Annotated in this window: 14 protein-coding genes and 1 rRNA gene; 13 read left to right on the top strand and 2 right to left on the bottom strand. The window is 69.9% G+C overall.

Annotated features, from left to right (window positions below; genetic code table 11):
* Nucleotides 1-3 precede the first annotated feature (3 nt).
* Nucleotides 4-121: ribosomal RNA gene (gene rrf, locus G1H10_RS31400) — 5S ribosomal RNA — on the top strand.
* A gap of 445 nt (nt 122-566) precedes the next feature.
* Here the strand turns inward: rrf and G1H10_RS31405 are convergent.
* The gene (locus tag G1H10_RS31405) at nt 567-1016 is read right to left on the bottom strand and encodes a hypothetical protein (RefSeq protein WP_163745229.1); all 450 of its coding nucleotides are present in this window, start codon (nt 1014-1016) and stop codon (nt 567-569) included.
* A gap of 6 nt (nt 1017-1022) precedes the next feature.
* Here G1H10_RS31405 and G1H10_RS31410 point away from each other — a divergent pair, with 6 nt between their 5' ends.
* From G1H10_RS31410 to G1H10_RS31465, 12 genes are all read left to right on the top strand, one after another.
* The gene (locus G1H10_RS31410) at nt 1023-1583 is read left to right on the top strand and encodes a hypothetical protein (RefSeq protein ID WP_163745230.1); all 561 of its coding nucleotides are present in this window, start codon (nt 1023-1025) and stop codon (nt 1581-1583) included.
* A gap of 88 nt (nt 1584-1671) precedes the next feature.
* Complete coding sequence (locus G1H10_RS31415; RefSeq protein ID WP_246220188.1) at nt 1672-2694, top strand: HAD-IIA family hydrolase; 1023 nt, start codon at nt 1672-1674, stop codon at nt 2692-2694.
* A 10-nt stretch (nt 2695-2704) separates the two neighbouring features.
* Nucleotides 2705-2974, top strand: coding sequence for a hypothetical protein (locus G1H10_RS31420; protein ID WP_163745228.1), 270 nt, complete (start codon nt 2705-2707; stop codon nt 2972-2974).
* 3 nt (nt 2975-2977) lie between these two features.
* Entirely contained in the window at nt 2978-3784 is an 807-nt protein-coding gene (locus G1H10_RS31425) for a TlyA family RNA methyltransferase (RefSeq protein ID WP_163745232.1), read from the top strand.
* Between the two features lie 2 nt (nt 3785-3786).
* Nucleotides 3787-4749: an NAD kinase gene (locus G1H10_RS31430; RefSeq protein WP_163745233.1), complete on the top strand. Its 963-nt coding sequence runs from the start codon at nt 3787-3789 to the stop codon at nt 4747-4749.
* A 339-nt stretch (nt 4750-5088) separates the two neighbouring features.
* Nucleotides 5089-6888 (top strand): DNA repair protein RecN, encoded by a 1800-nt coding sequence (locus tag G1H10_RS31435; RefSeq protein ID WP_312856670.1) that lies wholly within the window; start codon nt 5089-5091, stop codon nt 6886-6888.
* Nucleotides 6885-8072, top strand: coding sequence for a putative cytokinetic ring protein SteA (gene steA, locus G1H10_RS31440; protein WP_163745235.1), 1188 nt, complete (start codon nt 6885-6887; stop codon nt 8070-8072). The genes G1H10_RS31435 and steA overlap by 4 nt, the downstream gene beginning before the upstream one ends.
* The gene (locus tag G1H10_RS31445) at nt 8069-9205 is read left to right on the top strand and encodes a copper transporter (protein ID WP_163745236.1); all 1137 of its coding nucleotides are present in this window, start codon (nt 8069-8071) and stop codon (nt 9203-9205) included. Before steA ends, G1H10_RS31445 begins: the two co-directional genes overlap by 4 nt.
* On the top strand, nt 9205-10158 hold the full coding sequence (locus G1H10_RS31450) for a hypothetical protein (RefSeq protein WP_163745237.1): 954 nt from the start codon (nt 9205-9207) through the stop codon (nt 10156-10158). The genes G1H10_RS31445 and G1H10_RS31450 overlap by 1 nt, the downstream gene beginning before the upstream one ends.
* Nucleotides 10159-10292: 134 nt before the next feature.
* Nucleotides 10293-11891, top strand: coding sequence for a murein biosynthesis integral membrane protein MurJ (murJ, locus tag G1H10_RS31455; protein WP_163745238.1), 1599 nt, complete (start codon nt 10293-10295; stop codon nt 11889-11891).
* A gap of 109 nt (nt 11892-12000) precedes the next feature.
* Nucleotides 12001-13146, top strand: coding sequence for a glycosyltransferase family 4 protein (locus tag G1H10_RS31460; RefSeq protein ID WP_163745239.1), 1146 nt, complete (start codon nt 12001-12003; stop codon nt 13144-13146).
* A 141-nt stretch (nt 13147-13287) separates the two neighbouring features.
* Complete coding sequence (locus G1H10_RS31465) at nt 13288-13524, top strand: helix-turn-helix domain-containing protein (protein WP_163745240.1); 237 nt, start codon at nt 13288-13290, stop codon at nt 13522-13524.
* A gap of 367 nt (nt 13525-13891) precedes the next feature.
* Here the strand turns inward: G1H10_RS31465 and G1H10_RS31470 are convergent, their stop codons facing one another.
* A complete protein-coding gene (locus G1H10_RS31470; protein ID WP_163745241.1) occupies nt 13892-14164 on the bottom strand; it encodes a winged helix-turn-helix domain-containing protein in 273 nt (90 codons plus the stop codon).
* Nucleotides 14165-14228 lie beyond the last annotated feature (64 nt).

The following is a 14228-nucleotide window of genomic DNA, read 5'->3' on the forward strand; positions in this document are numbered from 1 at the left end:
ACGTCCGGTGGTCATAGCGAAGCGGGAAACGCCCGGTCCCATACCGAACCCGGAAGCTAAGCCCTTCAGCGCCGATGGTACTGCCTTCTAGCGGAGGTGGGAGAGTAGGACACCACCGGACACACACTTCGGCCCCGTCACGCCGACACGAGCCCCCAGAAAGTGGGGCTGATGTCGGTGTGACGGGGCCTTTTTGCTGCGGGGTCCCGGACGCCGGAACAAGAAGACTTGCTCTGGATGTGGTGCGAACGTCGCGCATTCGGGTACCGGCGCGTCAGAGGCGCATGCCACGGCCTGGGATGGATGTGGTGCCGCAGTTCATGGATGTATGTGGGACCCTGGCAGGTACGGGCGTGGTACAGCGGAGAAGCGATCTAGCCTTGACGTGAGTTCGGGCAGAGCGCCGGTCCGGTGATGTGCCGGATCGACCGGTACGCGTGGGTATGAAGACGTGAGGAGCGAGTTTGGCAGGCGGAGCAGATCGGCCGGGCGGTGATCGATCGGGCCCATCGGATGGGCCACGTCGTCATTCCGGCGGACGGGGACGCGGTTCGGGCCAAGGCTCGTCACGGCGGTGGAGATCGGATGGCGAATCGTCGGAACGAGGCGGCCAGGGCGGCCGGGATGGTCGTGGCGGCAAACCCGGGGGACCGGGTGGAGACCGCCGAGGCAGTGGCACGTCGGCGCAAGGTCGTGGAGACCGTCGTGAGGGCGGCGACCGTCGGGAAGGTGGCGGTGGCGGCCGTTCGGGCGACCCGGATCGTCGTGGCGACCGGCGGGGTCGAGCACCTGAGCGGCGCGAAGGCCGGGACGATCGTGCACCGCGCGGCGATCGGCCGGACCGCCGCGGCGATCGTGGCGAGCGGTCGGGGGGAGCGCGAGCGAGCTCTGAAGAGCGGCCGCAGCGGTTCGAAGGCCCGTCGATCGATGAGGACGTCACCGGTGCGGAGCTCGATCGAGAGATCAGAGATCAGCTCGCCGGGATCGGCGGCGCCTGGCGGGTCGTCGCCCAACATCTGGTCATGGCCGCCCGCCTGCTCGACGAGGACGCCGAGAAGGCGCGCGAACACGCGTGGGCAGCGCGGAAACGTGCCAGTCGGGTGGGGATCGTCCGGGAGGCGGCCGGAATCGCGTCGTATCGAGCCGGCCGGTACGCGGAGGCTCTGGCCGAGCTACGGGCCGCTCGCCGTATGACCGGGTCGGCTGAATACCTGCCGATCATGGCGGACTGCGAGCGCGGACTCCGCCGACCGGAGCGTGCCCTGGACCTGGCCTCGGACCCGGCGGTGACCGGCCTCGAGACCGCGGACAGGGTCGAGATGCTGATCGTGGCCGCCGGGGCGCGCCGAGACATGGGACAGGATTCGGCGGCCGCGGCGATGCTCCAGGTGCCCGAGCTGCGTGCGGACGTCGAGGACGAATGGGTGTTACGCCTGCGCTATGCCTACGCCGATGCGCTGGAGGCGGCAGGCCGTAAGAGCGAGGCGCACCGATGGTTCGCACGTGTCGCGGACGCTGACGAGGAGGGCATGACGGACGCCGCGGAGCGGGTGAGCGCACTGAGCGCGGAGCGGCGTCCATGACGGCACTGCCGGCCGCGCTGCGAAGATGGTCGATGTGAACGGACGAGAAGCGACTGCGCAGAGTTCGGTCCGCACCACTCTCGCGCAGATGTACGACGTCGCCCTGCTCGACCTCGACGGCGTGGTCTACGTGGGATCGAAACCGGTGGAACACGCTGCCGATGCTTTGCACGGTGCGCGAGCGGATGGCATGCGGCTGGCCTTCGTCACCAACAATGCGTCGCGGCCGCCGTTCGTGGTGGCGGAACATCTCACCGAGATCGGTGTGACAGCGTTCGACAATGAGGTGATCACGTCGGCTCAGGCGGCGGCCCGGCTGCTGGCCGAGCGGCTGCCGGAAGGCTCTCGCGTCTTGGTGGTGGGCGGTGAGGGGCTGGCCGTCGCGCTGCGCGAACAGGGCCTCACCCCGGTGCTGTCGCTGGAGGAGGCGCCGGAGGCCGTCGTCCAAGGTTTCGCGCCGACCGTCGATTGGCGAGCACTGGCGGAGGCGACGTATGCGGTGCGGCAAGGACTTCTGTGGGTGGCGAGCAACCTGGACCGGACCATCCCGACCGCACGCGGTATCGCTCCCGGCAACGGCACGCTCGTGGAGGCGGTGCGGGTGGCATCCGGACGGGACCCGATCGCGGCTGGGAAGCCAGAACCTCCGATGCATCGGGAGGCGGTGCTGCGGACCGGGGCGGACCGGCCGCTTGTGGTCGGCGACCGGTTGGACACGGACATCGAGGGCGCGTGCCGCGGTGGTGTCGACAGCCTGCTGGTCATGACCGGCGTCTGCACCCCGGAGGAGCTGCTGTTCGCTCCGCCGGAGCACCGCCCGACCTACCTGGGCGGTGACCTGCGTGCCTTGCATGAGCCGCCGGACCGGCTTGCGGTGGCCGCGGGTAGTACTCGTAGCGGCTCGTGGGAGGCCGCCGTCGAGGACGCCGCCCTGAAGCTGCGACGACGGTCCGATGATGCCGAGCACGGTGGCGCCGATCACGAGGACGCCGGGCGTGACGGCGTCGATGCGCTCCGCGCGGCCTGTGGCGCGGTGTGGGCGGCCGGCACCGAGCACGTTGATCGTGGCTCGGTGGCCGAGGTGATCGCCGGCGTCGGCGGCATGCATTAGCGTTGCTCCCATGGTGCAGGAAGAGTCGGCAGATCCGGGCGAGGCGTTCGATGTTCAGCCGTCCGGCGGCAGGACGCAGGCCTGGGGCTCCACGCACGGCGCGACGGATGGCGGCGGCACCACGGGCGACGCGGCGGTGGACGCGGCGTTGCAGGCCTTGACGCAGCTGGACCGACGGCCCGTGCACGAGCACGCCGCAGTGTTCGAGCAGGTACATCGCTCACTGCAGGACCGGCTGGCCGACGACTCCGTGGCCGACCCCGGCCACGGACGGGAGTGAGCCGTGGCGCCACGTCGGCGGCTCGACGCGGAACTGGTCCGTCGAAAGCTCGCCCGCTCGCGGGAACACGCGGCGACGCTGATCGCGGACGGACGGGTCCAGATCTCCGGCATGACGGCCACCAAGGCGGCCACGGCGGTGGACCCGGCGGCGCCCGTCGTCGTCATCGATCCACCCGCGGGCGAGGAGTACGTCTCGCGTGGCGGACATAAGCTGGCCGGTGCACTCGACGTGTTCGCCGCCGACGGGCTGACCGTGGCCGGTCGGCGATGTCTGGACGCGGGGGCGTCGACCGGTGGGTTCACCGACGTACTGTTGCGGCGGGGAGCCGCGAGCGTGGTGGCGGTCGACGTCGGCTACGGGCAGCTGGCATGGGCCCTGCGCTCCGACGAGCGAGTCGAGGTGCACGACCGGACCAACGTTCGTGACCTGTCGCTCGAGCTGGTGGGGGAGCCCGTCGACGTTGTGGTCGGCGACCTGTCGTTCATATCGTTGCGGCTCGTGCTGGAATCGCTCGTGTCGGTGGCATCCGCCGACGCTGACTACGCGCTGATGGTGAAGCCCCAGTTCGAGGTCGGCAAGGATCGCGTCGGCAAGGGCGGCGTGGTCCGCGACCCGCAGCTGCGGGCGGACGCGGTGATGTCCGTCGCTCAGGCCGCCGCAGAGGTGGGACTGGGTATGGCCGGCGTGACCGCCAGCCCGTTGCCGGGGCCGTCCGGGAACGTCGAGTACTTCCTCTGGCTGCGTGCCGATGCGCCGGCAGCGGATCCGGATACGGTGCGCCGTGCGGTCGAGGAAGGACCGGCTTAGGGATGGACACAGGGCAGGAAGGTGGCGTGGGTTCTCGTCCGGCGGCCGGCCCCGGCGCCGCGAACTCGGCCAAACGCACGGTGCTGATCGTCGCTCACCCCCGGCGAGAAGAGGCGAGGCAAGTCGCGAACGAGGCCGTGCGGCGCTTCACCGACCAGGGGATCAACGTGCGGATGCTCGGCGAGGAATCCGCGGAGCTGCTGGGGGGACCGCTCGACCTGGTGGAGGTCGTCGCGCCGGGGCCGGAAGCGGCCGATGACTGCGAGCTGGTGGTGGTGCTCGGCGGCGACGGCACGATCTTGCGCGGAGCCGAGGTGGCGCGGCCCGCGGGAACTCCGATCCTCGGCGTCAATCTCGGTCACATCGGCTTCCTCGCCGAGGCCGAACGGGACGCCCTCAGCTTCACCGTCGACCATGTGGTGGCCCGGGACTACGAGGTCGAAGAGCGGATGACCATCGATGCGACGGTTCGCCTGGACGGTACCGTGCTGGCGCGCGGCTGGGCGTTGAACGAGGTCAGCGTCGAGAAGGGCAGCCGGGAGCGCATGTTGGACCTGGTGGCGGAGATCGACGGCCGGGCGTTGTCCCGGTGGGGTTGTGACGGTGTCGTGATGGCGACGCCGACCGGATCCACGGCCTATGCGTTCAGCGCCGGCGGGCCGATCGTGTGGCCCGAGCTGGAGGCGTTGCTGATGGTGCCGATCAGCGCGCATGCGCTGTTCGCGCGGCCGCTGGTCGCATCGCCGAACTCTGAGCTGGCCGTGACGCTGCAGCCGCGGACCGCCGGTGCGGTGTTGTGGTGCGACGGCCGGCGCTCAATCGATCTGCCCCCCGGAGCCCGGATCGAGGTGCACCGCGGCGAGTGGCCGGTCCGGCTGGCGCGGCTGCACACGGCGCCGTTCACCGACCGGCTTGTCGCCAAGTTCGCGTTGCCGGTCGAAGGGTGGCGCGGACGCCGCCGATAGGCGCCCGTCGTCGCCGATGCCCGCCACATCGGTGGGTCGGCCGTCGGGAGTTTCCGTCCTCGCCCAGCGGCTTCCTCCTCGCCATCACATGCGGTCGTCGGGTCATGCCACGAACGTTGATCGCTTCAGGCCGGTCGTGTCATCGCGCACCGACGGCTCCAGGGGGCCTTCGGCCCCCTCACCGCCGGAGTGGCATGACCCTCCTGGGGGCTCGTCGTCGCCGATGCCCGCCACGCCATGGACGGAAACTCCCGACGGCCGACCCGCGGTGATCTTGGCGCGGCGCGCCTATGTGGGGTAACGGAGGAATGGCGGGGGAGTGGGCTAGGCTCGAGAGTTGTGCTGCAGGAGATCCGGATTCGTGGGCTTGGTGTCATCGACGACGCCCAGCTGGAGCTTGGCCCCGGATTGACCGTCGTCACAGGTGAGACCGGTGCCGGCAAGACCATGGTGCTGACCGGTCTCGGGCTGCTCATGGGCGGACGTGCGGACGGCGGCGCCGTACGCACGGGTGCGGAGCGCGCGGTCGTCGAGGGCCGGCTTCGAGTCGATGCCGAGAGCCCGGCGGTGGAGCGTGCCCTGGAGGCGGGCGGTGAACTCGACGAGGATGACCTGCTCGTAGGGCGGACGGTCATGGCCGGTGGACGCTCGCGTGCGCACCTCGGGGGCCGGAGCGTGCCCGCATCCATGCTTGCCGACCTGGCCGAGGAAATGATCGCCGTGCACGGTCAGAGCGACCAGCATCGGCTGCTGCGCTCGTCGCGTCAGCGGGTCGCCCTCGATCGGTTCGCCGGGGCGGCGGTGGCCGAGCCGCTGTCGACCTACGCCGACCGCTACGAGCGGTTGCACGCGGTGGAGGCCGAGCTGAACGAGGTGACCACCCGGGCACGAGAACGGGCGCAGGAGGCGGACATGCTCCGCTTCGGCCTGGGCGAGATCGAACGCGTCGACCCGCAGCCCGGCGAGGACGTGGCCCTGCGCGCGGAAGAGGAGCGGCTGGCCTACGCGGATTCGCTGCGTACGGCGGCGGAATCTGCACACGCCTACCTCTCGGCGGACGAGGTCGGTCCGGAACAGGCCGACATCCTGACGTTGCTCGGATCGGCGCGCCAGGCGCTGGAAGCCGAACGGGGGCACGACGAACAGCTGGCCGCGCTGGCCGATCGGCTGGCCGAGGCGGCCTACCTGCTCGGCGACGTCGCCGCGGACCTGGCGTCGTACGCCAGCGGGTTGGAGACCGACCCGGCCCGGCTCGCCGAGGTTCAGGAGCGCCGGGCGGCCCTCGCCGACCTGGTGCGGAAATATGGTGGCGACGGTGCGATGCCGGCGCAGACCGGCGACGCCGGCCCGGACGCGCCGATGCTGGACGGTACGGAGCAGGGCGAGATCGACGCCGTGCTGGCGTGGGCGGAGCGCGGCTCTCGGCGCCTGCTGGAGCTCGACGGCGACGACGAGCGGGTGGCCGCGCTGCGTGAGGAGCGAGACCGGCTGTCCGCGGAGCTGAACGAGCTCGCGGACACCATCAGCAAGGCCCGGGCCGAGGCGGCGGAGCGGTTCAGCGAGGCCGTGAGCGTGGAGTTGACCGCGTTGGCGATGCCGCACGCGCGGGTCACGATCGAGGTCCGTCGTCGCGACCAGCTCGGCCCGCATGGCGCCGACGAGGTCGAGTTCCTGTTCAGCGCGCACAACGGAGCGCAACCGCGGCCACTGGACCGGGGCGCGTCCGGCGGTGAGCTGTCCCGGCTGATGCTGGCGATCGAGGTGGTGTTCGCGGGCGCGGACCCGGTGCCGACGTTCGTCTTCGATGAGGTCGACGCCGGCGTCGGCGGTAAGGCGGCCGTAGAGGTGGGACGCCGGCTGGCCGCGCTGGCGCAGCATGCGCAAGTGCTGGTCGTGACGCATCTGCCGCAGGTGGCCGCGTTCGCCGACCGACATCTCACTGTCGTGAAATCCGACGACGGGAGTGTCACGAGCAGTGACGTCCAGACTCTGGACGATAATGCTCGTGTACGTGAGTTATCGCGCATGCTGGCTGGCCAGGAAGACTCTGCGTCGGCGCAGGCACACGCGGAAGAGCTGTTGGCGGCCGCCGCGGCGAGCAAGGCCGACCATGAACAACTGGGAGCTGCGAGGCGATGAAGATGCCCATGTTACGCCGGCGTCGGTCGGAGGACCTGCCGGGCCTGTCGGGTGTCGCGCGCCTCGATCACCGGACGAAAAACCTGACGAAGCGGATCAAGCCGGGCGAGATCGCCATCATCGATCATCTGGACCTGGACCGGGTGAGCGCCGAGGCGCTGGTCGCCTGTGAGGTCGCCGCCGTCGTCAACGTCCGCCCGTCGGTCAGCGGCCGCTATCCGAACCTGGGCCCGGACATCATCGTCGCGGCGGGGATCCCGCTGGTCGATGACATCGGTCCGGATCTGTTCAGCTCCGTCCGCGAGGGCGAGATGCTGCGCATCGACGGCAACACCGTGTTCCGTGAGTCGACCGGTAAGCCGGTGGGCCACGGGGTGCGGCACACGTCCGACAGCCTGTCCAAGCTGATGGACAGCGCGCGCGAAGGTCTCTCCACGCAGCTCGAGGCGTTCGCCGCGAACACGATGGAGTACCTCAAGCGTGAGCGCGAGCTCCTGCTCGACGGTGTCGGTGTGCCGGAGGTGCGGACCAACTTCGAGGGGCGGCACGTCCTGATCGTCGTCCGCGGGTATGACTACAAGGAAGACCTGGTCGCGCTGAACCCGTACATCCGCGAGTACCGGCCGCTGCTGATCGGCGTCGACGGCGGAGCGGACGCGTTGCTCGAGGTGGGCCTGACCCCGGACATGATCGTCGGGGACATGGACTCGGTCTCCGACGACGCGCTGAAGAGCGGGGCTGAACTGGTGGTGCACGCGTACCGGGACGGGCGGGCGCCCGGATCCGGCCGTCTCGACCGGATGGGGCTGTCCGGGGTGCCGTTCCCGGCCGCGGGCACCAGCGAGGACATCGCCATGCTGCTGGCCGATGACAAGGGAGCGCAGCTCATCGTCGCGGTGGGCACGCACGCCACGCTGGTCGAGTTCCTGGACAAGGGACGCGCCGGGATGGCGAGCACGTTCCTGACCCGGTTGCGGGTGGGCAGCAAGCTGGTCGACGCCAAGGGCGTCAGCCGGCTCTACCGCAGCCGTGTGTCGAACTGGCTGCTGTGGCTGCTGGTGTTGGCCGGGGTGGCGGCGGTAGTGTCCGCCATGTTCGCCACGCCTACCGGGCGGGCTTATCTGGACATCTTCGGTACCTGGTGGGACCGTTTCTACTTCTGGCTTCAAGGACTCTTCTCGTGATCGATTTCCGGTACCACCTCGTCTCGATCATTGCGATCTTCTTCGCACTGGCGACCGGCATCGTCCTCGGTGCCGGCCCGTTGAGCGAGACCATCGACGATAACCTCACCGAACAGACGGCTAATCTCCGCGAGGAGAATCGAGAACTCCACGAGGCACTCGAATCGGCGAGCGAGGACCAGCAGTACCAGGAGGCGTTCGTCCAAGACGTCATGCCCCGGCTGGTCTCCGGTCAGCTGCAGGACCAGCGAGTGGCGGTGATCGCGCTGCCCGGTGCCGAAGAGGAGGCCGTCGAGCAGGTCCGGGAGACGTTGGAACGGGCCGGGGCGCAAGCCGAACTCGTCGTCCGGATCGATCCCAGCTGGACCGATCCCGATTCGGAACCCGTCCTGGACGAGCTGGCGGCGGAACTGGTCGCGTCCGGAACCGAGCTCGAGGCCGGCAACGGATTCGACCGGGGGGCGGCGGTTCTTGCCTCGGCGCTGCTCAGCCAGCCGGTCGAGGGTGGCGATACCGGCATCGACGACCCTGCTCAGACGGTGAACACCACGGTCGTCACGGCCTATCAAGACGCCGGTCTGGTGCAGCTGGAGCACGACGCGTCGACCGCACCGACGTTGGCGGTCGCGGTGGCCGGGCCGGTCTCCGGCGAGGACGCGGAGGATCGGCTCGGACGTCTGGTCACGCTGATCGCGCAGATGCACACGGCGAGCAACGGCTTGGTGGTGGCGGGGCCGTCCAGCACCGCCGAGGGCGGTGTGCTGACGGCCGTGCGGGGCAGCGAGGCGACCGAGTCCGTGTCGACAGTGGACGTGGCCGACCTGCCGACCGGGCGCGTCGCCGTGGTGTTCGCCCTGACGGAGCAACAGCGCGGTGACGCCGGCCATTACGGCCTCGTCGGCGAGATCGACGGTGCGCTGCCACCCGTCCCGGAGGAGACCGAACCTGAGGACGAGGACGGCGGCATCGAAGACGGGGAGACCGGCGACGAATCCGGGGACGGCTCAGGCGCAGGGAACGACTCGACCGACGGAGCCGACTCGGCCGAAGGTGCGGAGTCGACCGAGGGCGGGGACTCGGCTGAGGGCGCCGAGGGAACCGAGGACGGATCCGCACAGGGTGGCGACGAGTGATGGCGCTGGGCCGGATTGCGGGTCTGACCGCATGCGCAGCGGTCGCCGGTGCCGCCACGTGGGGGTTCGCCCGACGGTGGATGCGGTGTCCCCCTCCAGGCGTGCCCGGGTCGTCGTTCGCGGCTTCCCTGGATGCGGTGCGGACGTCGCCGGCCGAGCAGTTGGGCGAGCACGACCCGTTCAGCGAGCAGGGCTCGTCTCCGCCACACGGACACGGCGCCGCCCCGGACGGTGCGCCGTCGGGATGGCTGCGGAAGAACTTCCACGGTGAGACGGTGTCGCTGGTGGCCGGACCGGCGCTGGCGACGGGCACCGCCGTCGGCGTGGCTCTGGCACCGGGGTTGACTCGCTCCGCGCGCGTCGCCGGCGTGGGGACCGCCCTGGTGGTCGGTGCGGTTGGGCTGTACGACGACCTGACCGGGGACAGCTCGAGCAAAGGACTGGGCGGTCACCTGGCTGCGCTCCGGCAGGGCAACGTCACCAGCGGGGCGATCAAGGTCGGTGCGATCGGCCTGGCCGGCCTGGCCGGAGCGGCGCTGGTCAGCGACAATGCCTTTGACGCCGCCGTGGGGGGCGTCGCGGTAGCGGGGCATGCCAACGTGTTGAACCTGCTCGACCTGCGCCCGGGGCGTGCCGGCAAGGCGGCGCTGCTACACGCGCCGCTGGTGTTGACCGGTCCGGGTGCCCCCATCGGTGCGGCCACGCTGGGTGCGGTGATCGCGACGCTCCCGGATGACCTGGGAGAGCGAACGATGCTCGGCGACGCCGGCGCGAACGCCCTGGGTGGTCTGCTGGGGCTGGCGATGGTGGCCCGGGAGGGGCGTCGCAGCCGCGTGTTGCACCTCGCCGCGGTGACCGCGCTGACCCTGGCGAGCGAGAAGGTGAGCTTCACCAAGGTCATCGAGAGCACACCCGTCCTGCGCCGGCTCGACCACCTAGGCCGCCGCCCCTAACCCACCAACCCTGGCCCGCTAAATGATCATGTGGAGTAGGTTTTCTCGTGCCGTACCATGCCTGCAGACATGGTGGTGCACGAGAAAACCCACTTCACATGATCATTTAGGCGGGGCGCGGTGAGGGTCGGGCGATGAGTGCTCGGCGGGTGGCGGCTGGGGCGGCCGCCGGTATCGCGGGTGGTGCGGCGCTGATCGCGGCGATCAGCGTGGTCGCCCGGGTGGTGGGCTTCGGCCGTCAGCTTGTTTTCCAGTACACCGTGGGCCAGACGGTCCTCGGCGAGATCTACGCCACCATCAACGCACTGCCGAACGTGGTCTTCGAGATCGTCGCCGGTGGAGCGTTGGCCAGCGTCGTCGTACCGCTGATCGCGTCCGCGGCCAGCCACGGCGACACGGAACACGTGCGGCGGACCGCGTCAGCGCTGCTCGGCTGGACACTGATCATCCTGGTACCGGTGGTGCTGCTGGGCGTGGTGCTGGCCGGCCCGATCGCGGAGTTGATGCTGCGCGGCCGGGGCGGCAGCGAGGGCGTGCAGGTCGGACGGATGATGTTGCTGGTCTTCCTGCCGCAGATCCCGCTGTACGGCGTCGCGGTGGTCACCGCCGGTGTACTTCAGGCGCACCGCCGGTTCCTGGCCGCTGCGATCGCGCCGATCGTCTCCAGCGTGGTGGTGGCGACGACGTTCGTCGTCTTCGCTTACGCGTTCCGCGGCGGCGACCGCAATGATCTGGAGAGCCTGGACCGGAGCTCGGAGCTGATCCTGGCCGGAGGCACCACCCTCGGCGTGATGCTGCTGGCGCTCACCACGCTCGTGCCGATGCTGGTCCGGGCGACGACGCTGCGGCCGACGCTGACCTTTCCTCCTGGCGTGGCGCGGCGCGCCGCCGGACTCGCGGGCGCCGGCGTGGCGACGCTGGCGGCTCAGCAGCTGGCGATGTTGATGTCCTATGTGATGTCGAACGAGCACGCGGGCACCGGCGGCGCCGTCACGTTTCAGAACAGTTGGATGGTGTACCTGCTGCCATATGCGGTACTGGCGGTGCCGATCGCGACGGCGAGCTTCCCCCGGCTGAGCACGTACGCGGAGAACGACCCGCAGGCCTACGCGCGGACGCTGGCCGCCTCCACCCGAGCGGTGCTGACCGCGTCGGGGTTCGGTGCGGCGGTCCTGATCGCGGCGTCGTGGCCGGTGGCGCGGTTCTTCGGCCTGCTGGACCGCGGCGACGTGGGCATCGAGCGGATGGCGTGGGCATTGATCGCCTTCGCGCCGGGACTGCTTGGGTACGGACTGGTGGCGCACCTCGGGCGCGCACTCTACGCACGGGGACGTGGCAGGATCGCCGCGACCGCCATGGCCAGCGGCTGGCTCCTGGTGGTGGTATTGGCGGTCACGCTGACCGCCGTCGTGCCCGAGGAATACGTGACCGCGGCACTGGGCGCGGCGAACTCGTTCGGCATGACGCTCGCCGGCGTGCTGCTGCTGCGGGCGATAGCCGCCGACTCAGGCCGGGCAGCGTTGCAGGGTTTGAGCAGGGCGTTGACCGGCGTTGTGATGGGGGCGGCGGTCGGCGGCGTCGCCGGCTGGTGGACCTCGACATTACTACCTGATAAAGGCGCCGGGTCAGTGGTGTTGTCTGGCGTACTATCGGCACTTGTGGCGGTTGTGGTCGCAGCCGGCGTGATCGTGGTGACCGACCGCAAGGCCTTGTTCGCTGTCCTGAGAAGATGATGAGTGTGAGCCGTCGCATTCGGTGCCTGATCGCTAGGGTGAGGGACGAGTTGCGAGCCGGCATGAGGGGTATTCGGGTGGAGGAACGTCAGTCTTGTAGGTGGCTGGAATGCGCGTGACGATCGTGCTCTCGACCAGCAGCGGGGGTGTCGGCCGACACGTCCGTTCGGTTGTCGACCGGCTGCCGGAGCTTGGCGTGCACCCGCACGTGATTGCGCCGGCGGCGACCGGGGACAAGTTCGGATTCAGCATGCCGCAGCACGCCGAGACGGCGGGCGGTTCCCGGCTGCTCGACCCGCGTGACGCCGTCTTCACACCGGTGGAGATCTACACCCGGCCACGGCCGCGCCAGGACCTGTCCGCCCTGATTGAGCTGCGCAAGCTGTTGGCCGGCGCGGACGTGGTGCACGCCCACGGCTTCCGCGCGGCCGCCTTGACCGGGCTTGCGCTGGGGCGCCGTCGCCCGGGGCGCACCCCGTTGGTGGCGACGTGGCACAACGCCGTTCTCGGCAGCATGCCGCGCCGGGCGCTGCTCAGCGGGCTGGAGCGGCTGGCGGCACGGCGAGCGGATGTGACGCTCGGCGCGTCGTCCGACCTTGTCGGACGTGCCCTGGCGCTCGGTGCGGAAGACGCCCGGCTGGCGCCGGTGGCGGCGCCGGCCCTGCCGCCGTCGGAGAAGGGACGCGAGCAGATGCGGGCGGAGCTGGGGGTCGGAGACCGCCCGGTGGTGCTGGCGGTGGGCCGGCTGGCGCCGCAGAAGGATTACGACACTTTGCTCGCTGCCGTGGCGCGTTGGGGCCATCGGCACCCACAACCTGCGGTGCTGGTCGCCGGCGACGGGCCGGAGATGGATCGGTTGCGCCGGGACGCCGAGAATGCGCGGATCGACATCCGGTTCCTGGGCCGCCGGGACGACATCGCTGACCTGCTGGCGGCGGCCGACGTCTATGTCATCACCTCCCGGTGGGAGGCCCGGGCGCTGGTGGTGCAGGAGGCCATGCGGGCCGGGGTTCCCGTCGTCGCCACCGCGGTCGGTGGTCTGCCGGAGCTGGTGGACGACGACGGGATCCTGGTGCCGGCCGGGAGTGCGGCGGCGGTGTCGGACGCTGTGGTGACACTGCTCGACGACGACGATCTCCGCCGTGAGCTGGCACAACGCGGCCGCGAGCGGTCCGCGCACTGGCCGGACGAGGACGCCACCGCTGAGCAGCTCGCAGGCATCTACGCCGAACTCGCGCGTGTGCAGCCGGTGTAGTATCCGCCGTTTGCCCCGCGATGGCCTCCAAGTGCCCAAGGTCCGGCCGGATTCGGATGTGCGAGGGCGTGGATGGAAGGCATCGTCGGTAGATATAGATAAGGCGTGGCTATCTTGATCAAATGTGAGTAGTCTGTGCGCATGTACGAAAAACTGCTCACCCTCGAAGAGGTTCGCGAGATACTCAACACCTCGTCCGCACAGGTCTACGCACTTGTCCGCAGCGGGGCACTACCGGCCATGAAGATGGGCGGCCGCGGACAGTGGCGCGTCGAGCGTGGACGGCTCGATGAATACATCGAACGGGCGCACTCCGAGACCGCGACCTGGGTCCGCGAGAACCCGATGGCTCGGGCCGAGCATGAGGTGGACGCGTAGACCGCTGCGCCGCCTTCTACCGGTTCAGCACCGCCGGCCGTCCTGCACGGACGGCCGTGCTGCGCCGCCGGTCGGGCCGTGGTGATCTTGGCCGCCGTGTGACGCAGGCCGAATGGCACGCGCGGACACACGTCTGCCAAGATCACCACTGCGGCTGCCCATCCCCAGCGATGCAAGCACCGTAGACCCTAACGGTTGAATCATCAACGCAACACCGGCACGCGCGCCTCAGCGGTCGCCTGACGGCGCCCGGTCAATCGGCGTCGTCCGCTTGTGACCACAGTGCGAGATGATCTGCGGCAGGTTGGCTCCAGGCGTGGCTGGTACGGACAACCCGGTGATGGTCGAACCGATCTCGGCGCGTGCGTCACCCACGGACGCGTCGTTGTTGTTCCAACGGTGCGATGAAGTTGCCTTTGGCTGGGAGCGTGACCACCAGGCCGCGCTCGCGCAGCTCGTCTGTGGCTCGACGGACCGTGCCGATCGACACGCCGTGTTCCTCGGCGAAATCGCGCTCACCAGGCAGACGCGAGTTCGGCTTGAGGTGTTGTGCCTCGATCAGGTCGGCGAGAAAGTCGGCGAGCTTCAAGTACAGGTATCCAGGACCGCCGGCGTTGGGGTCGAACTCGGGAACACTCATGGAAGAAACCTAGAGGCACGCCTTCCGGGGCACTGGGTCAATCAACTGCACACCACACCGTGCC

This window comes from Phytoactinopolyspora halotolerans (assembly GCF_010550675.1).
GTDB lineage: Bacteria > Actinomycetota > Actinomycetes > Jiangellales > Jiangellaceae > Phytoactinopolyspora > Phytoactinopolyspora halotolerans.

Coding starts and splice junctions, on each gene's coding strand:
- G1H10_RS31405 (WP_163745229.1), bottom strand. CDS start 1,016: ATGTTGGGCGACGACCCGCCAGGCGCCGCCGATCCCGGCGAGCTGATC.
- G1H10_RS31410 (WP_163745230.1), top strand. CDS start 1,023: ATGGCCGCCCGCCTGCTCGACGAGGACGCCGAGAAGGCGCGCGAACAC.
- G1H10_RS31415 (WP_246220188.1), top strand. CDS start 1,672: ATGTACGACGTCGCCCTGCTCGACCTCGACGGCGTGGTCTACGTGGGA.
- G1H10_RS31420 (WP_163745228.1), top strand. CDS start 2,705: ATGGTGCAGGAAGAGTCGGCAGATCCGGGCGAGGCGTTCGATGTTCAG.
- G1H10_RS31430 (WP_163745233.1), top strand. CDS start 3,787: ATGGACACAGGGCAGGAAGGTGGCGTGGGTTCTCGTCCGGCGGCCGGC.
- steA (WP_163745235.1), top strand. CDS start 6,885: ATGAAGATGCCCATGTTACGCCGGCGTCGGTCGGAGGACCTGCCGGGC.
- G1H10_RS31450 (WP_163745237.1), top strand. CDS start 9,205: ATGGCGCTGGGCCGGATTGCGGGTCTGACCGCATGCGCAGCGGTCGCC.
- murJ (WP_163745238.1), top strand. CDS start 10,293: ATGAGTGCTCGGCGGGTGGCGGCTGGGGCGGCCGCCGGTATCGCGGGT.
- G1H10_RS31460 (WP_163745239.1), top strand. CDS start 12,001: ATGCGCGTGACGATCGTGCTCTCGACCAGCAGCGGGGGTGTCGGCCGA.
- G1H10_RS31465 (WP_163745240.1), top strand. CDS start 13,288: ATGTACGAAAAACTGCTCACCCTCGAAGAGGTTCGCGAGATACTCAAC.
- G1H10_RS31470 (WP_163745241.1), bottom strand. CDS start 14,164: ATGAGTGTTCCCGAGTTCGACCCCAACGCCGGCGGTCCTGGATACCTG.